Origin of the sequence: Streptomyces sp. NPDC079141 (genome assembly GCF_040686775.1) — a bacterium.
Classification (GTDB): Bacteria; Actinomycetota; Actinomycetes; order Streptomycetales; family Streptomycetaceae; genus Streptomyces.
On sequence record NZ_JBFBLP010000011.1, the window covers coordinates 43,198 to 63,207 of the forward strand.

Annotated in this window: 20 protein-coding genes and 1 pseudogene; 11 read left to right on the plus strand and 10 right to left on the minus strand. The window is 70.3% G+C overall.

Annotation, left to right across the window (positions count from 1 at the left end; genetic code table 11):
* Positions 1-24 precede the first annotated feature (24 nt).
* From AB0Q90_RS26860 to AB0Q90_RS26875, 4 genes are all read right to left on the minus strand, one after another.
* Positions 25-1,161 (minus strand): ABC transporter substrate-binding protein, encoded by a 1,137-nt coding sequence (locus AB0Q90_RS26860; protein WP_363160752.1) that lies wholly within the window; start codon positions 1,159-1,161, stop codon positions 25-27.
* A gap of 211 nt (positions 1,162-1,372) precedes the next feature.
* Complete coding sequence (locus tag AB0Q90_RS26865) at positions 1,373-1,573, minus strand: hypothetical protein (protein WP_363160751.1); 201 nt, start codon at positions 1,571-1,573, stop codon at positions 1,373-1,375.
* Positions 1,574-1,610: 37 nt separating this feature from the next.
* Positions 1,611-2,021: a nuclear transport factor 2 family protein gene (locus AB0Q90_RS26870; RefSeq protein ID WP_363160750.1), complete on the minus strand. Its 411-nt coding sequence runs from the start codon at positions 2,019-2,021 to the stop codon at positions 1,611-1,613.
* 2 nt (positions 2,022-2,023) lie between these two features.
* Positions 2,024-2,830 (minus strand): MBL fold metallo-hydrolase, encoded by an 807-nt coding sequence (locus AB0Q90_RS26875; protein WP_363160749.1) that lies wholly within the window; start codon positions 2,828-2,830, stop codon positions 2,024-2,026.
* Positions 2,831-3,253: 423 nt separating this feature from the next.
* Here AB0Q90_RS26875 and AB0Q90_RS26880 point away from each other — a divergent pair, with 423 nt between their 5' ends.
* A complete protein-coding gene (locus tag AB0Q90_RS26880) occupies positions 3,254-3,691 on the plus strand; it encodes a MarR family transcriptional regulator (protein WP_363160748.1) in 438 nt (145 codons plus the stop codon).
* 449 nt (positions 3,692-4,140) lie between these two features.
* Here the strand turns inward: AB0Q90_RS26880 and AB0Q90_RS26885 are convergent.
* Positions 4,141-4,745 (minus strand): annotated as a pseudogene (locus AB0Q90_RS26885) (IS701 family transposase); the annotation flags it as partial.
* A 96-nt stretch (positions 4,746-4,841) separates the two neighbouring features.
* Between AB0Q90_RS26885 and AB0Q90_RS26890 the strand changes: the two are divergent.
* Genes AB0Q90_RS26890 through AB0Q90_RS26915 form a run of 6 tightly spaced genes read left to right on the plus strand, consistent with a single transcriptional unit; the run spans position 4,842 to position 10,200 of the window.
* A complete protein-coding gene (locus tag AB0Q90_RS26890; RefSeq protein WP_363160747.1) occupies positions 4,842-5,324 on the plus strand; it encodes a hypothetical protein in 483 nt (160 codons plus the stop codon).
* Between the two features lie 24 nt (positions 5,325-5,348).
* Positions 5,349-6,377, plus strand: coding sequence for an N-acetyl-gamma-glutamyl-phosphate reductase (argC, locus tag AB0Q90_RS26895; RefSeq protein WP_363160746.1), 1,029 nt, complete (start codon positions 5,349-5,351; stop codon positions 6,375-6,377).
* Complete coding sequence (gene argJ, locus AB0Q90_RS26900; RefSeq protein WP_363160745.1) at positions 6,374-7,552, plus strand: bifunctional glutamate N-acetyltransferase/amino-acid acetyltransferase ArgJ; 1,179 nt, start codon at positions 6,374-6,376, stop codon at positions 7,550-7,552. Before argC ends, argJ begins: the two co-directional genes overlap by 4 nt.
* Positions 7,549-8,457, plus strand: coding sequence for an acetylglutamate kinase (gene argB, locus AB0Q90_RS26905; RefSeq protein ID WP_363160744.1), 909 nt, complete (start codon positions 7,549-7,551; stop codon positions 8,455-8,457). The genes argJ and argB overlap by 4 nt, the downstream gene beginning before the upstream one ends.
* Positions 8,454-9,638, plus strand: a complete 1,185-nt coding sequence (locus tag AB0Q90_RS26910) for an acetylornithine transaminase (protein WP_363160743.1) — start codon at positions 8,454-8,456, stop codon at positions 9,636-9,638. The genes argB and AB0Q90_RS26910 overlap by 4 nt, the downstream gene beginning before the upstream one ends.
* A 19-nt stretch (positions 9,639-9,657) precedes the next feature.
* Positions 9,658-10,200, plus strand: coding sequence for an arginine repressor (locus AB0Q90_RS26915; protein ID WP_188287008.1), 543 nt, complete (start codon positions 9,658-9,660; stop codon positions 10,198-10,200).
* 205 nt (positions 10,201-10,405) lie between these two features.
* Here the strand turns inward: AB0Q90_RS26915 and AB0Q90_RS26920 are convergent, their stop codons facing one another.
* The 5 genes from AB0Q90_RS26920 to AB0Q90_RS26940 form a co-directional block, all read right to left on the minus strand.
* Entirely contained in the window at positions 10,406-11,194 is a 789-nt protein-coding gene (locus tag AB0Q90_RS26920) for an FAD:protein FMN transferase (RefSeq protein WP_363160919.1), read from the minus strand.
* 4 nt (positions 11,195-11,198) lie between these two features.
* The gene (locus AB0Q90_RS26925) at positions 11,199-11,978 is read right to left on the minus strand and encodes an FMN-binding protein (protein ID WP_363160742.1); all 780 of its coding nucleotides are present in this window, start codon (positions 11,976-11,978) and stop codon (positions 11,199-11,201) included.
* A gap of 28 nt (positions 11,979-12,006) precedes the next feature.
* The gene (locus AB0Q90_RS26930) at positions 12,007-13,389 is read right to left on the minus strand and encodes a ferredoxin reductase family protein (RefSeq protein WP_363160741.1); all 1,383 of its coding nucleotides are present in this window, start codon (positions 13,387-13,389) and stop codon (positions 12,007-12,009) included.
* 72 nt (positions 13,390-13,461) lie between these two features.
* A complete protein-coding gene (locus AB0Q90_RS26935; RefSeq protein WP_363160740.1) occupies positions 13,462-14,046 on the minus strand; it encodes a pyridoxamine 5'-phosphate oxidase family protein in 585 nt (194 codons plus the stop codon).
* A gap of 112 nt (positions 14,047-14,158) precedes the next feature.
* Positions 14,159-14,980 carry a hypothetical protein gene (locus AB0Q90_RS26940; RefSeq protein ID WP_363160739.1) on the minus strand — a complete coding sequence of 274 codons (822 nt, stop codon included), beginning with the start codon at positions 14,978-14,980 and terminating at the stop codon, positions 14,159-14,161.
* 274 nt (positions 14,981-15,254) lie between these two features.
* Here AB0Q90_RS26940 and argH point away from each other — a divergent pair, with 274 nt between their 5' ends.
* The 4 genes from argH (at position 15,255) to AB0Q90_RS26960 (ending at position 19,983) form a co-directional block, all read left to right on the plus strand.
* Positions 15,255-16,685, plus strand: coding sequence for an argininosuccinate lyase (gene argH / locus AB0Q90_RS26945; protein ID WP_363160738.1), 1,431 nt, complete (start codon positions 15,255-15,257; stop codon positions 16,683-16,685).
* A gap of 170 nt (positions 16,686-16,855) precedes the next feature.
* Positions 16,856-17,827 carry an aldo/keto reductase gene (locus AB0Q90_RS26950; protein WP_363160737.1) on the plus strand — a complete coding sequence of 324 codons (972 nt, stop codon included), beginning with the start codon at positions 16,856-16,858 and terminating at the stop codon, positions 17,825-17,827.
* An 84-nt stretch (positions 17,828-17,911) separates the two neighbouring features.
* Positions 17,912-18,463 (plus strand): helix-turn-helix domain-containing protein, encoded by a 552-nt coding sequence (locus AB0Q90_RS26955; protein WP_363160736.1) that lies wholly within the window; start codon positions 17,912-17,914, stop codon positions 18,461-18,463.
* Entirely contained in the window at positions 18,460-19,983 is a 1,524-nt protein-coding gene (locus AB0Q90_RS26960) for an MFS transporter (RefSeq protein ID WP_363160735.1), read from the plus strand. The genes AB0Q90_RS26955 and AB0Q90_RS26960 overlap by 4 nt, the downstream gene beginning before the upstream one ends.
* The last annotated feature ends 27 nt before the right edge of the window (positions 19,984-20,010 follow it).

Below are 20,010 nucleotides of genomic sequence, written 5' to 3' on the forward strand. Positions count from 1 at the left end.
GGGGCCGGCGGCACCGGTCGGCGGTCAGGCGCCCGGATGCAGTCCGAGCGAGCCCGGCGTCGGGTCTCCCTCGACCTCTCCGAAGTAGAGAGCGAACGTCTGCTTCCAGCGCTCGATCGCGGCGCGGTCGGCCATGAAGCGGGGGAACCCGTCGAGGTTCCCGTTCGGGTACTGCCAGACGGGCTTCAGGCCCGTGGGCGGAGTGACGTCCGTGCGGACCGACCAGCCGTTGGTGGCGGCCTGCTGTTCTCCGGTGGACAACCGCCAGTTGAGGTAGAGCTTGGCAGCAGTGGAGTTCTTGGCCTGCTTCAGGATCGCGGCCCGCTGCCCCCAGGACATGAACGGCGTCGCCCCGTCAGGGAGCACCCACTTGACTGGCCCCGAGGCCAGGGGCGCGCCGGAGCCACCGATGCCGATGGCCTTCTGTCCATTGGTGACGGCCTCCCTGGGGCTGAAGCTGCCGCGGGCGAACTGCAGGTCCTGGGCGGCCAGTCGTGCCAGCCAGTCCCATCCGTACTTCTGCACATAGAGCGCGTAGAGGTAGAGGACCGCGTCGTCGTCGTGCGGATAGGAGGAGGCGATCCGCCCCTTCCACTTGGCGTCGACGAGGTCGAGCGGGCTCGTGGGCACGTCCGAACCGACCGCCGCCGGACCGTACATGAAGCTGAAGGCACTCACCTGCACGGCGACCCAGGCGCCATGCGGGTCCTTGAAGGGGGCGTACACCTGCGAGAATCCGGCCGGCTTGTAAGCGAGCAGACGCCCTTGCTCCTTCCAGCGCACGAAGTCCTGGACGGTCTGCAGCTGTACGACATCGGGTATGAGGGTGTCGGTGGCGAACTGGTTGTCCACCCGGACGTCGTGGTACTTGCTGTAGTCGACGACAACCGTCAGATCGATTTCGGGAAAGCGGTTCTTGAAGCCGGTGCGAAGGCCGTCCGCCTGCGTCGAGACGTCACCACCCGCGTAGATCACGAGCTTTCCGCCCTCCGCGAGGGCGGCTTGGTAGAGCTCGTCGAGCGACCGGGTCTCCTCGGGGCCGGCCGAGTGCGGGGACACCGCGGCAGAGGCTGAGGCTGTTGAGGCGCCGAACACTCCGGCGCCGAGGGCGGCACCAGCACCTGTCGCCAGGATACGTCGCCTGCTGGGGAGGATGGACATGCCGATGAAACCTTCCTTTGGGGGGTGGGGGACAGGGCTCGCACCGAGGGCGTTACTCATTCGCCTGCGGGCGGACCCGGTTGCGCGTCATCCAGGGGGATGGAAGGCGCTCAAGAAGGTGGAACCTGAGTTCAATCGGTCGGTTGAACTCCGCCTTGGTGCAGCACACCACCCGTGTGGTGCGCGAGTGATGTGCTCTGCCGGACGGACGTCAGAACATGGTGTTGTCGTTGGCGCTCTTCTCCGGTACCTCCTGGATCACGTCCCAGTGCTCGACGATCTTTCCGTGGAGACTGCTGTGGGTGACGACGCTCTCGCCGAGGTGCGCGGTGGCGGCGGCCTCGGGCTGGTGGTCGTTGAAGGCCTGCTCGTAGAAGGCGATCACGAGCGCCTTGTTGTCCGCGGCGGACATACGCGTCTCGTGCCTGGGGTGATGGGTGCGGTACGGCTCAGTCGGTCATGGCGTCGCGGACGAGCGCCGTGTCCACGAACTGCTCGAAGCGGACGATCAGGCCGCCGCGTACGACAAAGTGGTGAGCGACGCGGACGTCGATCGGCTTGCTCGTGGCCTTGTTGACGGCGGTGTAGCGGGCGAGGACGACGACGTTCTCGCCGTCGACGACGTAGGTGTCGTCGTGGGCGGCCCAGCCGTCCCAGTCCTGGCCGAGCTTCTCCATGACGTTCGAGGTGACGCCCTCGGGGGTGCGATAGGTGCCGGCGAGCGGGAAGCCGGCCATCTCCGTCCACTCCACGTCGGGGGCGAGCGTGGCGCGCAGGGCGTCCAGGTCGCCAGCGGCCGAGGCCAGGTACTGGCGGCGTACGACGTCGGCGGACGCGGTCGAGGTGGCGAACTCGCTCATGGTCAGCCCCACTTCATCTCGCCCTTGGCGACCTTCGAACCGATCTGCGCGGCGATCAGCATGCCGTTGTCCGGGAAGCGCTTGACGAGGGCGTCGTTCAACGCGGCACCGTCGGCTGCCCTGCCCAGCTCCTCCTCGAAGGCGATCAGGTAGTCGCGGGTGGCGGTGATGGCGGAGCCGTCGGCCGCGGTGCCGGGAAGGCGGTGGCCGGGGACGACCAGTTCCGGGTCGAGGGCGGCCATCTCGTCGAGCAGGTCGATCCAGGCGGCGCGGTCGCCGGGGGTGGGGGTGTCGGCGACCCAGACGTGCTCCTGCTGGAAGAGCAGGACGCCGCCGAGCAGGGCGCGGTGCTCGGGCTGCCAGAGGTAGTGGCGGTCGGGCAGGCCGGCCGGGCCGCCCCTGAGCTCGAAGCGGTGGCCCTCCAGGGTGAGGTCGCCGGTCAGCGGCTCCAGGTCGACCAGGCGGGTGGGCAGGTTCGGGCCGAGCGCCGCCCAGGCCTTGAGCTTGCCCTCGTAGGAGTGCTTGATGTGCTCGATGACGATCGGTGTGGCGACGAACCTCGCCTCGGGGAAGGCGTCGGCAACGACTTCGGCGCCGAAGTAGAAGTCGGGGTCGCCGTGGGAGACGAAGACGGTGGTCAGCGTCTTGCCGGAGTCGAGGATCTCGGCGACCAGGCGGTGGCCGTCGGCGCGGGTGAAGGCGGCGTCCACCAGCAGTGCTTCGTTCTCGCCGGTGACGAGGGTGGCCGTCTTGTTCTTGCTGCCGGCCGGGAAGTCGAGATCGAGGACTTTGAAGGAGAGAGTGCTCATGCGTGCTTCCTCGGGTGAAGGGTGATGGTCGGGGAAATCGCCTCGCGGCGAGGTGTACGACGTGAACCGGGTCGAGGTGGGCAGCCCGTGTCGAGCAGGGGGTGCTGGGCGAGCGGCTTCTTCAGGTAGTCGAAGCGGTAAGTGTCGGTGAGCTCCTTGATCTGCGGGTGGACCGTGTTCCAGCCGACCGGTGTTCGGCGGTGGAGGAGGTGGCGGCGTCCGCCGCAGACAGGCCGGCCGCGAGGAGGCCGTCCATGGGAGCTACGACGCCGAAGGCAGCCAGGACGCGCTTTCTCATGGGGCGGACTCCACATCTGTGGGGTGGACACGGCGAAGTATCTGCCGACGCAGACAATATATCTGCTACAACAGATATTGCAACGACAGATTCTTCCACTCATGTCCTTCTGTCATCCTTGAGGAGTGAACGAGCAACTGCTGAACGACGACGACGTGACACTCTTCGGTCTCTTCGTGGAGGCCTACAGCCGCATAAAGCCCCTGGTGAACCGCGATCTCGATATACCGCACACCTGGTTCGAAGTGCTGCTGCGACTGGGCCGTACCCCCGGCCACCAGCTCCGCATGACGGACCTGGCGGAGGCCGTGTCCTTCAGCTCGGGCGGCTTCACCCGACTCGCCGACCGCATGGAAAAGGAAGGACTCATCCGCCGCGACCCCGATCCCGCCGACCGACGAGCCGCACTCGCCGTACTGACCGACAAGGGCGGACAGGCGCTCGACCACGCACTGACCGCCCACGTCTCCCACCTGCGCAACCACATCGCCGGACCACTCTCAGCCGAGGACCGCCGCCACCTTGAGCGAATCCTGCGCACGCTCCGCGACGCGAACGCGTAAGTTCTGTCCTTGACCCGGATCACCCTCGCGGGCTTCGGACGCCGCCAGAGCCTGCCTCTGGCTCCACGTGACGGTCGTCGGTTCAGCAGGTGTTTCTGATCCCTGGCCGTGCGGTGTGCACGACTGGATCATCCGGGTTGTGCGGGCTGACAGGGCGGCTCGGCGGTATTGCCAGGAGTGCGGTGGTCAGCTGCCGCAGACGATGCCGGCGGAGGCACGGTTTTGTTCGGGTCGGTGCAGGTCCAGGCAGTGGCGGAGACGTCAGCAGACCCGTGAGCGAGTCATCGCGACGCAGCGTGGCGAGCAAGCGAGTGCCCGGTATGTGGCAGGTCGTGGACGGTGGGGTGGAGCGGTCGAGGGCGGCTGTGTACTGCTCGGACCGTTGCCGGGTGCGGGCATGCCGTCACGCCGATTCCGATCCGCTCCAGGCGTGCGCGTAACTGCGGGTCCTGGCCGTAGGCTTCGTCGCCGGTCACCCGCGATGCGGTCACTTCGGCGTCCAAGGTGGCGACGATCATCTCCTCGGCCAGCCGGGGCTTGGTTGCGAAGGCAGGTCCTCGAGCACCCCGGCAGCGTTGCGGCGCTCGGGATCGGAGCACCAGGACCGCTCGGGCAGGTAGGGCAGCCGTCGGTCGATCAGCGCGCGTCCCCGCTCAGTGGCGTAGGCGAGGCATACGCCGACCCGGGAGTTCTCGATCCGGCCGGCTGTGCCTCTGTACTGGCGTTGCACCCCCGCCGGCATGCTGCCTTTCTTCACGAAGCCGGTCTCGTCCACGATGAGAACGCCGTCGTCGCCGAGGTGGTCGACAAGGTAGGCGCGGACATCTTCACGGAGGGCGTCAGCATCCCAGCGGGCATAGCGCAGCAGGCGCTGCATCGGCCCCGGCCGGGCGTGACCGGCCTGTTCGGCCAGTTGCCAGCAGTTATTCCGCTCGGTGGCCGACAGTAGTCCCAGCGCGTAGGCGCGGGCGGTCGCACGAGGCTCAACTCGGCCGAACCGCCCGGCGATACGCCATGACCTGGTCGAACAACACCCGCCGGCGGGCAGGGTCAACGCTGTGGTCCGCGGCCACCGCACGATCTTCGTGTTAACGGGTACTTTCAGGCGAACAGGGAGCCTCCCTCCGACAGGCGCCACCGGGTCAACCTGATGAACACCGCGCCGGCCGACGCCATGGTCTGCGGCGCGCTGATCAACGTCGCAGACTCTCTGCTGTTCGCCACGAACTCCCGACAGCGGATCATGAGTCTGTTCGAGGCATCCTTCGACACCCACGACAGCCGCATGTCCTGGTTCCGCTTCCGCAAGCGCCATGAACACACCTGCTCACAGCAACTGCGCGAGATCTTGGAGCCGCTGGTCAACGCCACCCCGGCCACTGTCGACCGGTGCATGCCCCGAGGTCCAGGGTTCGCGCCCCCCCACGTCCCGGCCTTCCTGGAACAGGACTGGCACGAACGTTGCATTCGACCGACGACCTGGCCGAAAAGGTTGAGGCTGGAGCGCTCCTCGCCAACTCGAACACTCAGCCCCGCCAAGTCAGCCGCTCACCCGCCACCTGAAGTGCTCAGTCACAGCCATGATCGAGAGGGTCGATCACTGGATTGCATAAACGTGCATCGAAACGTATAGTCATGCCATCACGAGGAGGTTTCCATGGCGGTAAGCGCGGCGGTGGCCGGAGCGAGCGGATATGCGGGCGGGGAGCTCCTGCGCCTGCTGCTGGCCCACCCCCAGGTCGAGATCGGTGCCCTGACCGGCAACTCCAACGCCGGACAGCGGCTCGGCGCGCTCCAGCCGCACCTGCTGCCGCTGGCCGACCGGGTGCTTCAGGAGACGACCCCCGAGGTCCTCGCCGGGCACGACGTCGTCTTCCTCGCGCTGCCGCACGGGCAGTCCGCCGCCGTCGCCGAGCAGCTCGGCCCGGACGTGCTCGTCGTCGACATGGGGGCCGACTTCCGCCTCAAGAACCCGGCCGACTGGGAGACCTTCTACGGCTCCCCGCACGCCGGCACCTGGCCCTACGGCCTGCCCGAACTGCCGGGTGCCCGCGCCGCGCTGGAGGGGTCCAAGCGCATCGCGGTGCCCGGCTGCTACCCGACCGCCGTCTCCCTCGCCCTCTTCCCGGCGTACGCGGCACAGCTCGCCGAGCCCGAGGCCGTGATCGTCGCCGCCTCCGGCACCTCCGGCGCGGGCAAGGCGCCCAAGGCCCATCTGCTGGGCAGCGAGGTCATGGGCTCCATGACGCCGTACGGCGTCGGCGGCGGCCACCGGCACACGCCCGAGATGATCCAGAACCTCAGCGCGGCCGCGGGGGAGCGGGTCTCCGTCTCCTTCACGCCGACCCTCGCGCCGATGCCCCGCGGCATCCTCGCCACCTGCACCGCGAAGGCCAAGCCCGGCGTCACCGCCGCGGCCGTACGGGAGGCCTACGAGAAGGCCCTCGCCGACGAGCCCTTCGTCCACCTCCTCCCGGCGGGACAGTGGCCCGCCACGGCGTCCGTCTACGGTTCCAACGCCGTTCAGGTGCAGGTCGCGTACGACGAGGCGGCGGGCCGCATCATCGCCATCAGCGCCATCGACAACCTGACCAAGGGCACCGCGGGCGGTGCCGTGCAGAGCATGAACATTGCCCTCGGACTCGACGAGTCCACGGGACTTTCCACGATCGGAGTCGCACCGTGAGTGTCACGGCAGCCAAGGGATTCACGGCGGCGGGCATCGCCGCCGGGATCAAGGAGAACGGCAACCCGGACCTGGCCCTCGTGGTCAACACCGGGCCCCGCCGCGCCGCCGCGGGCGTCTTCACCTCCAACCGTGTGAAGGCCGCGCCGGTGCTGTGGTCGGAGCAGGTGCTGAAGAGCGGCGAGCTGACCGCCGTCGTCCTCAACTCCGGCGGCGCCAACGCGTGTACGGGACCCAAGGGCTTCCAGGACACGCACGCCACCGCGGAGAAGGTCGCGGAGTCGCTCAACACCGCCGGATACGACGAGACGGGTGGCCACGCCGCGGGCATGGTCGCTGTCTGCTCCACGGGTCTGATCGGTGTGCTGCTGCCGATGGACAAGCTGCTGCGCGGCGTGGACAAGGCGGTCGCCCAACTCAGCCCGCACGGCGGCGAGAAGGCCGCCATCGCCATCAAGACCACCGACACCGTCCACAAGACGTCCGTCGTCACCAAGGACGGCTGGACCGTCGGCGGCATGGCCAAGGGCGCGGGCATGCTCGCGCCGGGCCTGGCCACGATGCTGGTCGTGCTCACCACCGACGCCGAGCTCGACAGCGCGACCCTGGACAGGGCGCTGCGGGCCGCCACCCGGACCACCTTCGACCGCGTCGACTCCGACGGCTGCATGTCCACCAACGACACCGTGCTGCTGCTCGCCTCCGGCGCCGCCGAAGTCACCCCGGAGTACGACGAGTTCGCCGAGGCCGTACGGGCCGTCTGTGACGACCTCGGCCAGCAGCTCATCCGGGACGCCGAAGGCGCCAGCAAGGACATCAAGGTCGAGGTGATCAACGCCGCGACCGAGGACGACGCCGTCGAGGTGGGCCGCTCCATCGCCCGCAACAACCTCCTCAAGTGCGCCATCCACGGCGAGGACCCCAACTGGGGCCGCGTGCTCTCCGCGATCGGCACCACCAAGGCCGCCTTCGAGCCGGACCACCTCAACGTCGCCATCAACGGCGTCTGGGTCTGCAAGAACGGCGGCGTCGGCGAGGACCGCGACAAGGTCGACATGCGCTACCGCGAGGTGCACATCGTCGCCGACCTCGCCGCCGGGTCCGAGACCGCCACGATCTGGACCAACGACCTGACCGCCGACTACGTCCACGAGAACAGCGCCTACTCGTCATGAGCACTACGCGTAAGCACACCGCGCTCCCCAAGGCACAGATCCTCATCGAGGCGCTGCCCTGGCTGGTCCGGCACAACGGCAAGACCGTCGTCATCAAGTTCGGCGGCAACGCCATGGTCGACGAGGAGCTGAAGTCCGCGTTCGCGCAGGACGTCGTCTTCCTGCACCACGCCGGTCTCAAGCCCGTCGTCGTGCACGGCGGCGGCCCGCAGATCAGCGCCGCCCTCGACAAGCACGGCATCGTCAGCGAGTTCAAGGCGGGCCTGCGCGTCACCACCGAGGACGCCATGGACGTCGTACGGATGGTGCTGGCCGGGCAGGTGCAGCGCGAGCTGGTCGGGCTGCTCAACCAGCACGGCCCGCTGGCCGTCGGCCTCACCGGCGAGGACGCGCACACCATCACCGCCACCAAGCACCTGCCCGAGATCGACGGCGAGTCGGTCGACATCGGGCGGGTGGGCGAGATCACCGCGATCGACACGGGCGCGATCGAGGCCCTGCTCGCCGACGGCCGCATCCCGGTCGTCTCGTCGATCGCCCGCAGCCAGGACGACGGACATGTCTACAACGTCAATGCTGATACGGCGGCTGCGGCACTCGCTGCTGCTCTCGGCGCCGAAACCCTCATGGTCCTCACGGACGTCGAGGGCCTCTACGAGGACTGGCCCAACTCCGACGAGGTGATCAGCCGCCTCACCGCCTCCCAGCTGGAGAAGCTGCTGCCGGAGCTGAGCTCCGGCATGGTGCCGAAGATGGAGGGCTGTCTGCACGCCGTGCGCAACGGGGTGCACACCGCCCGGGTCATCGACGGCCGGGTCCAGCACTCGATCCTGCTGGAGATCTTCACGGACTCGGGCATCGGCACCATGGTCGTGCCCGACGGATTCGATCAGGGGGAGTCATGACCAACCAGGAGCTCACCGCCCGGTGGCAGGGCGCGCTCATGAACAACTACGGCACCCCGCGGCTTCCCCTGGTCCGCGGCGAGGGCACCAAGCTGTGGGACGCCGACGGCAAGGAGTACCTCGACTTCGTCGGCGGAATCGCGGTCAACGCCCTCGGCCACGCGCACCCGGCGGTCGTCGAGGCCGTGAGCCGGCAGATCGCGTCCCTCGGTCATGTCTCCAACCTGTTCATCGCCGAGCCGCCCGTCGCCCTCGCCGAACGGCTCCTCCAGCACTTCGGCCGCGACGGCAAGGTGTACTTCTGCAACTCCGGCGCGGAGGCCGTCGAGGGCGCCTTCAAGATCGGCCGGCTGACCGGGCGGAGCCACATGGTCGCCACCCAGGGCGGCTTCCACGGCCGCACCATGGGCGCCCTCGCGCTGACCGGCCAGCCCGGCAAGCAGGACCCGTTCCTGCCGCTGCCCGGCGACGTCACGCACGTTCCCTACGGCGACGCGCAGGCGCTCGCCGCCGCGGTCACCGAGGACACGGCCCTGGTGATCATCGAGCCGATCCAGGGCGAGAACGGCGTGGTCGTGCCGCCCCCCGGCTATCTGAAGGCCGCCCGCGCGATCACCGCGGCGACCGGTTCGCTGCTCGTCCTGGACGAGGTGCAGACCGGTATCGGCCGCACCGGGCACTGGTTCGAGTACCAGGCCCACGAGGGTGTCCTGCCCGACGTGGTCACACTCGCCAAGGGCCTCGGCGGCGGGCTGCCGCTCGGCGCGACGGTCGCCTTCGGGCGGGCCGCCGAGCTGCTCCAGCCGGGCCAGCACGGCACGACCTTCGGCGGCAACCCGGTCGCCTGCGCCGCCGGACTCGCTGTCCTCGACACGATTGCGAACGAAGGGTTGCTGGAGAACGTCAAGCAGCAGAGCGAGAAGTTGCGCGACGGGATCGAGTCACTCGGACACCCGCTCGTCGCCCACGTCCGGGGCGCGGGCCTCCTCCTGGGTATCGTGCTCACCGAGCCGCGCGCAGCCCAGGTGCAGCAGGCGGCTCAGGACGCCGGCCTCCTGGTGAACGCGCCCGCCCCCGAAGTCGTACGGCTGATGCCGCCGCTGAATCTCGGCGACGACGAGGTGGACGCGTTCCTCCGGGCGCTGTCCGGTGTCCTGGACGTGGCCAAGGGGGACGGATGATCCGGAGAATGAGACGACGATGAGTCAGGCGCAGGACCACGAGCACGCAGGGAACGGGCCTGCCGTGCCGCAGACCCGCACCGCACGCCACCGCCGGATCGTGGACATCCTCAACCGGCAACCGGTGCGGTCGCAGAGCCAGTTGGCGAAGCTGCTGGCGGATGACGGGCTGACGGTGACGCAGGCGACGCTCTCCCGGGATCTGGACGAGCTGAACGCGGTGAAGATCCGCAACAACGACGGCGACCTGATCTACGCGGTGCCGAGCGAGGGGGGGTTCCGTACCCCTCGGGCACCGCTGGGGGAGTCGGCGAAGGAAGAGCGCATGCGGCGCCTCTCGCAGGAGCTGCTGATCTCCGCGGAGGCGTCGGCGAACCTCGTGGTCCTGCGGACCCCTCCGGGGGCGGCGCAGTTCCTCGCCTCGGCGATCGACCAGGCGGAGCTGCACGACATCCTCGGCACGATCGCCGGTGACGACACGTTGCTGCTGATCAGCCGGGATCCGAGTGGCGGGCAGGCACTGGCGGAGCACTTGCTGCGGCTGGCTCAGAACGGCCACTGAAGGGGGCGGTTGCGGGTTTGTGCCGGGTGCGGGTGCGGGTGCGTGGGGGGCTGGTCGCGCAGTTCCCCGCGCCCCTAAAGGGGCGCTACCCGTGCCCCGCTTCACCATGTCACCCGCGTAGCTGCGGGCAGTCGTGCCGCTGGGGCGGCACGGGTGGGCGCAGCGGCACCCGGCCAGCGCCGGCGAGCGCACCCACCCCCCCCGCTCAGCCCAGCCGCGCCGCCAGTCCCCCCGTACACCGCACCTCATCGCCCGCCGTGATCAGCAGCGCCTCGACACCCGGCAGCGACTCCAGCCAGCGCAAGCCCTCCCGCGACCCCATCGCGAAGGCCGCCGTCGCCCAGCAGTCCGCCCAGGTCAGCTCTGGGGCTACGACCGTCACGGCGACCAGGTCGGTGACGGCGGAGTGCCCCGTGCGCGGGTCGACGATATGCGCCCCCCGCTCCGCCGTCCCGGACGTGGCCACCGCCAGCTCGTCCACGCCCGCCGCCGAGACCACCGCCGCCAGCCCACCCGGCCGCAGCGGATCCGCCACCCCCACCCGCCAGGGCCGCTCCGGCCCCGGCACGCCGAGCAGCTGCACGTCCCCGCCCCCGTTGACGCTCACCCCGCTCGCCCCGGCCTCCGCAAGCCGCCGCGCGGCCCGCTCCACGGCCCAGCCCTTCACGATCCCGGTCGGATCGAGCCGGCCCTCGTACGAGGTGCTGAACCAGCCGTCGCTGACCCGCTCCGCCTCCGCGCCCAGCGCCAGCACCCGCGCCACCTCGGGAGCGCACTCCTCGACGGTCAGCTCCCCGCGCACCAGCCGGGAGACCTGACTGTCCTCGCGGTACGTGCTGAACACCTCGTCGGCCCGGTGCAGCCCCGCCACCGCCTCCGCCAGCGCCGCCGCCACCGCGTCCGGATCCCCGCCGCGGACGTCGAAGGAGAAGACGGTCCCCATGACCTCCTCCACATGACGCACCGCGGCGGGAGCCTCCGCCGGCTCCGCCACCGACTCAGCCACCGACCTGGTCCAGGGCCGACTGCAACGACTGCTTGTAGCCGTTGCTGGTGTACGTGGCCCCGGACACCGCGTCGATGTCCGCGCTCCCGGCCGCCACCGCGGCCTGGTTGAGCTTCGGTACGGCGTTGCCGTTGATCTGTGTGCTCTGCCCGCCGCTGGGCGCCTGCACGGCCTCCGCCTCGGTGATCTTCCCGCCGCTGACGGTGATCCGGACCTGCACGGGCCCGTACTGGGTGTCCACGACGCTGCCGGTGACGGTACGGGCGGCGGCCTCGGCGCTCCCGGAGCCCGGCTCCTGCGATTCCTGACCGCCGGCCGCCTCCATCTTGTCCAGCGCCGACTGCAACGACTCCTTGTAGCCGCTGCTGGTGTACGTCGCCCCGGACACCGCGTCGATCTCCGCGCTCTGTGTGCCCAGCGCCGCCCGGTTCAGCCGCGGCACGGCCATGGCGGTGACCTCGGTGCTGCGCCCGCCGCTGGGCGCCTGCACGGTCTCCGCCTTGGTGATCTTCCCGTCGCTCACGGTCAGCCGGACCTGGACGGTCCCGTACTGGGTCTTCACCGCGTCCCCGGTGACCGTCCCGGGCTGCTCGGCGGAGCTGCCGCCCTGGGCCGACTCCTGGGCCGCCGCGGTCTGCTGCGGGGCCGCACCGCCCGCGGCCGACGCGGAGGCCGGGTCGGAGCCCGGCTTCAGCGACAGCAGCAGCACGATCCCGGACACGGTGGCGGCGCCGGCCAGCACGACCCGTCGGATGGGGTGACTCTTCCTCATGCTCCTACAGCTCCTGAAGTCCCGTCGCTCACATCTCGAACGACTCGTGATGGATGCGGCGGGCGGGCACTCCCGCGCCGCGCAGTGCTTCGTAGACGGACTGCGCGAAGCCGGGCGGCCCGCACAGGAAGACGTCGTGCTGGTCGATGTCCGGCAGCTTGTCCCGCAGCCGCTCGGCGGAGATGTCCGGGCGCTCGCCGTCCGGGCTGTTGACGGCGTACATCAGCCGTGCGCCCCGCTCGTCGGCGATGGCGGCCAGCTCGTCCCACAGGGCCAGGTCCTGGGTGCTGTTGGCCCGGTACAGGAGGGTGATGTCGCCGGAGGCGCCCGGCAGGGTCTCGAACAGCGCCCGCATCGGCGTGATGCCGACCCCGCCGGCCACCAGCAGCACCTTGCCGCGGCTGCGGCGCTGGGCGGTCAGCGCGCCGTACGGGCCCTCCGCCCACACCTTGGTGCCGGGCTCCAGCTCGCGCAGCCGGGCGCTGTGGTCGCCGATCGCCTTGACGGTGATCCGCAGCATGTCGGGGCGCGGTGCCGCCGACAGCGAGTACGGGTGGGAGCTGAACCGCATGCCCGGCGCCAGGAACCGCCACCGGAAGAACTGCCCGGCCTCCGCGCCCATCCGGTGCAGTTTCTGCCCGCGGATGAGCACCGACACGATCCCCGGCGTCTCCTCGTACACCGCCTCGACCCGCATCCGGTGCCGCAGGTTGAGCCGGACCGGGGTGATGACGCGGTACCAGACCACCAGGGCGGTGACCGAGCCGTACAGCCCGTACCAGACGGTCTTCGCGGCCGGTTCGACGGCGAAGTCGTTGCCGGTGGTGATCTGGTGCCAGAACGTCAGGAAGACCGCCGCGTACGTCAGCAGGTGCACGTGGTACCAGGTGTCGTACGGGATCCTGCGGCGGATCGGGCCGATCGAGATCAGTCCGATGAAGAACAGCAGGCCGGTGCCGATGGCCGCCTTGCCCATGTCCGGCAGCTGGTTGATCGAGTCGATCGTCTGCTGGACGATGTCGCCGAGACCCTTGCCCGCCTGGAGGGCGTAGCCCCACATGATGAGGAAGACGTGGGCGAGGGTCAGACAGAGCGTGTAGCGGCCGCTCATCGCGTGCCAGCGGGCGACCCGGTCGGAGCCCACCCGGCGTTCCAGGGCGGGCACCCGGGCCATCTGGAGGACCACGAGCGCCATCAGATAGCCGGCCAGCAGTCCGGTGATCCGCCCCGCGTTGATGATCCGGCTGGTGGTGTCGGTGACGGCGGGGGTGTTCTGCCACCACAGCCACAGCACCCCGGCCGCGCCCGCCCACACGGCGAGCAGCAGCAGGGTCGCCGGGGAGCGGCGCGGACGGATGCGGCGCATCGTCTGGCGGCGGGCGGCACGGCCGCCTGCGAGCGTGGTGGTCACGGTTCCTCCGGGGACGGACAAGGGTGGGCGTGGTCCCTTGGCCCAGAGGTACGTGCGAGAACTGCGGTGTGTTCAGCGACCCGACGGCGGGAGCGGCAGCGGCACCCCGGGCAGGCCGTCCAGGCTGGTGGCGATGGAGCGCTTGGCGAAGTAGGCGCTGAGCGAGTCGTCGTCCTCGCGCGCGAAGCGCCTGCCGTGCAGGTCGCGGTCCTCGTCGTAGGTCATGAGGGGCACCGCGTAACCGCAGGAGTCGCGGATGACCTCGGCCGTCACCACGATGATCGCGCGCAGGCCGTGCAGGCTCGGGTCGATGTCCGGGAAGCGGGCGAGGAGTTCGGGGAAGCGCGGGTCGTCGCGGAACACCGGCTCGCCGCGGCCGTGCACGCGGACGATGTTGGGCGGGCCCTGGAAGGCGCACCACATGAGCGTGATCCGGCCGTTCTCCCGAAGATGCGCGACGGTCTCGGCGTTGGAGCCGGCGAAGTCGAGGTAGGCCAGGGTGAGTTCGTCGAGGATCGCGAAGGAGCCCTTGAGGCCCTTGGGGGAGAGGTTGACGGTTCCGTCGGCGGACAGGGGAGCGGTCGCGGTGAAGAAGAGGGGCTGCTCCTCGATGAAGGTCCGCAGCCTGCCGTCTATGCGCTCATAAGTTTTTCCCACGTCAACCGATTATGGGCGAGGATCGTTTGCCTGTCTAACGAATTCCGGGCGCGCGAACGCCACGGCCGCCCCGGCCGGCGTGCCAGCGGGGCGGCCATGGCTGCCTGTCACGTCACTTGACGAGGGTGCAGGTGGCGAGGGAGTTCAGGCCCTGGGGCTTCGCCGCCGTGCGGCCGATGGAGATGGCGATGCGGTCGATGGTGGCGGTGCGCTTGCTGGCGAGGGGGCCGAGGATTGCGTTCTGGACGAAGTTGGGTCCGCCCTGGCCGACGGTGTTGACGAGTCGTTGGTTGGCTTCCTGGATCTGGGTGTTGAGGAGGGTGAGGTTGCGGTCGACCTCGGCCCTGGCGGAGGCCGGGACCGCCGGCAGTTTGGAGCGGACGTCCGGGCAGCTGATCGTGCCGACCGCACCCGCGTTGCCGGTATTGCCCGTGTTCCCGCCGGCTGCCGGGGTGGGGGTGGCCTTGGCGCCGCCGCCCGCGTTGGTCCCGGTGGCGTTGAGGGTGCAGGTGGCGAGGGAGTTGAGGCCCTGGGGCTTGGCGGCCGTGCGGCCGATGGAGATGGCGATGCGGTCGATGGTGGCGGTGCGCTTGCTGGCGAGGGGGCCGAGGATTGCGTTCTGGACGAAGTTGGGTCCGCCCTGGCCGACGGTGTTGACGAGTCGTTGGTTGGCTTCCTGGATCTGGGTGTTGAGGAGGGTGAGGTTGCGGTCGACCTCGGCCCTGGCGGAGGCCGGGACCGCCGGCAGCTTGGAGCGGACGTCCGGGCAGCTGATCGTGCCGGGGCCGGCCAGCGTGCGGGCCGAGCCGTTGCTCTTCGCGGACTCCCCGGCGAGTGCGGAGTTGACGATCACCGCGCCGGACAGCGCCAGCGCGGCGGCGCCGCCGATGATCGCGACGCGGCGCTTGTTGTACTTCGGAAGAGCCCTGGACATGCGGAAGCCTCACTCGGGTCGGGGGGTGTTGTGGTGTCTTCGGTGTACAAACGCGGCGCCTGCGTTCGGCGAGAGATACGGGAAAGCGGTTTCCCGCGTTCAAAGGGAGCGGGGATTCGCCCGCACCGCACCCTCGATTGACGAATCATGCAGAGCACTGCATACTCATGCATGTCGGTGAATGAAGCGCGACCGGGCACCACCCAGACGGCCGCCTCCCCGTTCACGCCACGGGGAGGCGGTACACCATTCAGACCTCCGAGGAGCACAGCTAGTGAGCAGCAACACCGGTGACGTACGGCTCTGGGGCGGTCGTTTCGCCGACGGACCCGCCGAGGCCCTGGCCAAGCTGTCCGCGTCCGTCCACTTCGACTGGCGGCTCGCGCCCTACGACATCGCCGGCTCGCGTGCCCACGCGCGCGTGCTGCACAAGGCGGGGCTGCTCACACAGGACGAGCTGACCCGGATGATCGCGGGCCTGGACCGGCTCGAAGCCGATGTCGCCGACGGCTCCTTCGTCGGCACGATCGCCGACGAGGACGTCCACACCGCCCTGGAGCGGGGCCTGCTGGAGCGCCTCGGCCCCGACCTGGGCGGCAAGCTCCGTGCGGGGCGGTCGAGGAACGACCAGGTCGCGACCCTCTTCCGGATGTACCTGCGGGACCACGCCCGCACGGTCGGCGGCCTGATCGCCGAGCTCCAGGACGCGCTGGTCGGCCTCGCGGAGGCGCACCCGGACGTGGCCATGCCCGGCCGCACCCACCTCCAGCACGCCCAGCCGGTGCTCTTCGCCCACCACGTCCTCGCCCATGTGCAGTCCCTGTCCCGGGACGCCGAGCGGCTGCGCCAGTGGGACGAGCGGACGGCCGTGTCGCCGTACGGCTCGGGCGCCCTGGCCGGTTCCTCCCTCGGCCTGGACCCGGAGGCGGTGGCGAAGGACCTCGGCTTCGAGCACGGCTCCGTCGCCAACTCCATCGACGGCACGGCCTCCCGTGACTTCGTCGCGGAGTTCGCCTTCATCACCGCGATGATCGGCGTGAACCTCTCCCGGATCGCCGAGGAGGTCATCATCTGGAACACGAAGGAGTTCTCCTTCGTGACCCTCCACGACGCCTTCTCCACCGGCTCGTCGATCATGCCGCAGAAGAAGAACCCGGACATCGCGGAGCTGGCCCGGGGCAAGAGCGGCCGCCTGATCGGCAACCTCACCGGCCTGATGGCGACCCTCAAGGCGCTGCCCCTCGCCTACAACCGCGACCTCCAGGAGGACAAGGAGCCGGTCTTCGACTCCATCGACCAGCTGGAGGTCCTGCTCCCCGCCTTCACCGGCATGATGGCGACCCTCACGGTCCACCGCGAGCGCATGGAGGAGCTGGCCCCGGCCGGCTTCTCCCTCGCCACCGACATCGCCGAGTGGCTGGTCAAGCAGGGCGTCCCGTTCCGGGTCGCGCACGAGGTCGCCGGCGAGTGCGTCAAGGTCGCCGAGTCCGAGAACAAGGAACTGGACGAGCTGACGGACGACCAGTTCGCGAAGATCTCCGCCCACCTGACCCCGGAGGTGCGCACGGTGCTCAACGTCCCGGGCGCCCTGGCCTCCCGCAACGGCCGCGGCGGCACGGCGCCGAGCGCGGTGGCGGTGCAGCTGGCGGAGGTCAAGTCGGACGTGGCGGCACAGCACAAGTGGGCGGCACGGCAGCAGGGCTGAGGGGCGCGGGGCTGTGTCGATGTGCGGCTCCGCCGCGTGGGCGCGACAAGCCACGACGCACCCGCGCTCGCCACAGCACCGCACAAACCGAGCTCTGAGGCGAGAACCGAAGGTCATCGCAGGTTACGTTGGTCAGGAGTCGTACCGGAGCCGACCGAACGGAGCCCGCGATGCCCTTCGCCCGCCTCGCGACCGCAACCACCCCCACCTGCCACATCGGACTGGGCCTCGCCGCCGTCGGCCGCCCCGGCTACATCAACCTCGGCCGCGACAAGGACCTAGGTGAGAACCGCAGCGTCGACACGCTGCGCACCCGCACCCACGAACTCCTCGACGCCGCCTACGCCCAGGGCGTGCGCTACTTCGACGTGGCCCGCTCCTACGGCCGCTCGGAGGAGTTCCTCGCCGACTGGCTGAACGCCCGCCCCGACATCGACGACATCGTCGTGGGCAGCAAGTGGGGCTACACCTACACCGCCGGCTGGACGGCGGACGCCGAGACGCACGAGGTCAAGGACCACAGCCTGGCGGCGTACGAGCGCCAGCGCGCCGAGACCGACGCCCTGCTCGGCGAGCGGCTCGACCTCTACCAGATCCACTCGGTGACCCCGGACTCTCCCGCCCTCACCGACAAGGACCTGCACGCCAGGCTGGCCGAGGCCGCCGCCCAGGGCCTCACCGTCGGCTTCTCCACCAGCGGCCCCGCGCAGGCCGACGCGATCCGCGCCGCCCTCGCCGTGACGGTCGACGGCGAGCCCCTCTTCCGTACCGTCCAGTCGACGTACAACGTCCTGGAGACCTCCGCCGCCCCCGCCCTGGCCGAGGCCCACGACGCCGGACTCACGGTGATCGTCAAGGAGGGCATGGCCAACGGGCGGCTCGCCGAGCCGTACGCGCCGGACGCGCTGAAGGCCGTGGCCGCCGAGACATCCCTGGGCTGCGACGCCGTGGCCCTCGCGCTCGTCCTGCGGCAGCCCTGGGCCGGGGTCGTCCTGTCCGGCGCCGCCACCGCCGTCCAGCTCGCCTCCAACCTGCACGCTCCCGTGGTCGACCTCGACGAGGACCAGCTGGCGCGGCTCGCGGCGCTCGTGGAGGACCCGCAGGCGTACTGGGAGCGGCGCGGGCAGCTGCCCTGGCACTGAGAGAAATCGCCCCGACCGGCGCATAGGTGAGTCACGCATGCCCAGCGTGAGACATCAATGTCTCACTTGGGTTATAGTCGTCTCATGGCTGTCGATCGTGACCACGTGCTGCGCAGTGCCGCGGCCCTGCTGACCCGGAAATCCACCGCGACCATGGACGAGGTCGCCAGGGCCGCCGGGATCAGCCGCGCCACGCTGCACCGGCAGTTCGCCGGACGCGACGCGCTCGTACGGGCGCTGGAGTCGCTCGGCATCGCCGAGTGCGAGGCCGCGATGGACGCGGCCCGCCTGGACGAGGGCACCGCCACCGAGGCCGTACGCCGGCTCGTGCGCGAGATCGAGCCCGCGGCCGGACTGCTCGCCTTCCTCGTCACCGAGAACCAGCTCTTCGAGGGCGAGGAGCAGAACGCGGGCTGGGCCCGGCTCGACGCCCGCATCGCCGCCCTGTTCCGGCGCGGCCAGCTCGGCGGAGAGTTCCGCATCGACCTGTCGCCCGTGTGGCTCACCGAGGCGTTCTACGGGCTCGTCGGCTCCGCCGCCTGGTCCGTACTGGACGGCCGGGTGGCCGCCAAGGACTTCCAATTCATGATCGTCGAGCTGCTGCTCGGCGGCGCACTACGGAGAGAGGAATCATGACCAGCACCCTGCAGCCGGCGACCACGACCGAGGCGGTGAAGCGCCCCGGCCGCTGGCTCGCGCTGTCCGTCCTCGTGCTCGCCGTGCTGCTGGTGGCCGTCGACGCGACCGTCCTCGGTCTCGCGACCCCCTACATCAGCGAGGACCTGAGGCCGTCGGGCACCCAGCTCCTGTGGATCGGCGACGTCTACTCCTTCGTCATCGCCGGTCTGCTCGTCTCCATGGGCAGCCTCGGCGACCGAATAGGCCGCAAGAAGATCCTGCTCGTGGGCGCGACGGCGTTCGGCGCGATATCCGTGCTCAACGCCTACGCGACGACCCCCGAGCTGATGATCCTGGCCCGGGCGCTGCTCGGTGTCGCCGGCGCCACCCTGATGCCGGCCACGCTCGCCCTGATCCGCAACCTCTTCCACGACCCGCGCGAACGCAGCCTCGCCGTCGGTATCTGGGGCGCCACCGCCTCCGCCGGTACGGCCGTCGGCCCCATCGTCGGCGGCTTTCTGCTCGAACACTTCTGGTGGGGCTCGGTCTTTCTGATCAACCTGCCCGTGATGGCCGTCCTGGTCCTCGTCGGCATCAGGATGCTGCCGGAGTCCCGCAACCCCGACCCCGGCCCCTGGGACCTGCTCAGCGTCGTGCTGTCGCTGGTCGGCATGGTCGGCGTCGTCTACGGCGTCAAGGAGGCCGCCGCGCACGGCTTCGCGTGGCAGCCGCTGGCCGTCGGCCTGCTGGGCGCCGCCGCGCTCCACGGCTTCGTACGCCGCCAGTTGACCCTGCCGGCGCCGCTGCTGGACATGCGCCTGTTCCGCAACCGCGGCTTCAGCGGGGCGGTCCTCGCCGACCTGCTGACCATCCTCGGACTGTCCGGCCTGGTGTTCTTCCTCTCCCAGTACCTGCAACTCGTGCAGGGCCGGGGCCCGTTCGAGGCGGGCCTGGCCGAACTGCCCGCCGCGGTCGGCGCGGTGGCGGCCGGTCTGGTCGCGGGCCGGGTGGCGCGCCGCTTCTCGGTGCGTGCCGTGGTCTCCGGCGGACTCGCGGCGGTCGGCCTGGCGCTGGCCGCGCTGACGGTGCTCGACCGCTCGACCGGCTATCCGCTGCTCGGCGCCGCTCTGCTGGTCGTCGGCATCGGCGCGGGCTTCTCCTTCACGGTGACGGCCGACGTGATCCTGGGCTCCGTGCCCAAGGAGCAGGCGGGCGCGGCATCGGCGGTGTCGGAGACGGCGTACGAACTGGGCGCGGCCCTCGGTATCGCCGTACTGGGCTCGATCGTCACCGGTGTGTACCGCGGCTTCACGGGCCCGGCGGGCACACCGGCCGAGGCGCACGAGTCGCTGGGCGGCGCGGTGGAGACGGCGGCGGGGATGCCGGCGCAGACGGGTCAGGCGCTGCTGACCTCGGCCCGGGACGCCTTCGTGGACGGCCTGACGCTGGCGGCGGGCGCGGGAGCGGCGGTGCTGCTGCTGGCGTCGGTGGCGGCGTGGTTCATGCTGCGAAACGAGCGGCTGGAGAGCCGCCCGTAAGGGCAGCGGGACCGTGCTGCTCCGCCG

Excerpts from the sequence above, each read along its gene's own strand:
- AB0Q90_RS26870 (WP_363160750.1), bottom strand. The coding sequence starts at position 2,021 with ATGAGCGAGTTCGCCACCTCGACCGCGTCCGCCGACGTCGTACGCCGC.
- AB0Q90_RS26890 (WP_363160747.1), top strand. The coding sequence starts at position 4,842 with ATGAACACCGCGCCGGCCGACGCCATGGTCTGCGGCGCGCTGATCAAC.
- AB0Q90_RS26915 (WP_188287008.1), top strand. The coding sequence starts at position 9,658 with ATGAGTCAGGCGCAGGACCACGAGCACGCAGGGAACGGGCCTGCCGTG.
- AB0Q90_RS26865 (WP_363160751.1), bottom strand. The coding sequence starts at position 1,573 with ATGTCCGCCGCGGACAACAAGGCGCTCGTGATCGCCTTCTACGAGCAG.
- AB0Q90_RS26925 (WP_363160742.1), bottom strand. The coding sequence starts at position 11,978 with ATGAGGAAGAGTCACCCCATCCGACGGGTCGTGCTGGCCGGCGCCGCC.
- AB0Q90_RS26960 (WP_363160735.1), top strand. The coding sequence starts at position 18,460 with ATGACCAGCACCCTGCAGCCGGCGACCACGACCGAGGCGGTGAAGCGC.
- AB0Q90_RS26940 (WP_363160739.1), bottom strand. The coding sequence starts at position 14,980 with ATGTCCAGGGCTCTTCCGAAGTACAACAAGCGCCGCGTCGCGATCATC.
- AB0Q90_RS26955 (WP_363160736.1), top strand. The coding sequence starts at position 17,912 with ATGGCTGTCGATCGTGACCACGTGCTGCGCAGTGCCGCGGCCCTGCTG.
- argC (WP_363160746.1), top strand. The coding sequence starts at position 5,349 with ATGGCGGTAAGCGCGGCGGTGGCCGGAGCGAGCGGATATGCGGGCGGG.
- AB0Q90_RS26950 (WP_363160737.1), top strand. The coding sequence starts at position 16,856 with ATGCCCTTCGCCCGCCTCGCGACCGCAACCACCCCCACCTGCCACATC.
- AB0Q90_RS26875 (WP_363160749.1), bottom strand. The coding sequence starts at position 2,830 with ATGAGCACTCTCTCCTTCAAAGTCCTCGATCTCGACTTCCCGGCCGGC.
- AB0Q90_RS26860 (WP_363160752.1), bottom strand. The coding sequence starts at position 1,161 with ATGTCCATCCTCCCCAGCAGGCGACGTATCCTGGCGACAGGTGCTGGT.
- AB0Q90_RS26910 (WP_363160743.1), top strand. The coding sequence starts at position 8,454 with ATGACCAACCAGGAGCTCACCGCCCGGTGGCAGGGCGCGCTCATGAAC.
- argB (WP_363160744.1), top strand. The coding sequence starts at position 7,549 with ATGAGCACTACGCGTAAGCACACCGCGCTCCCCAAGGCACAGATCCTC.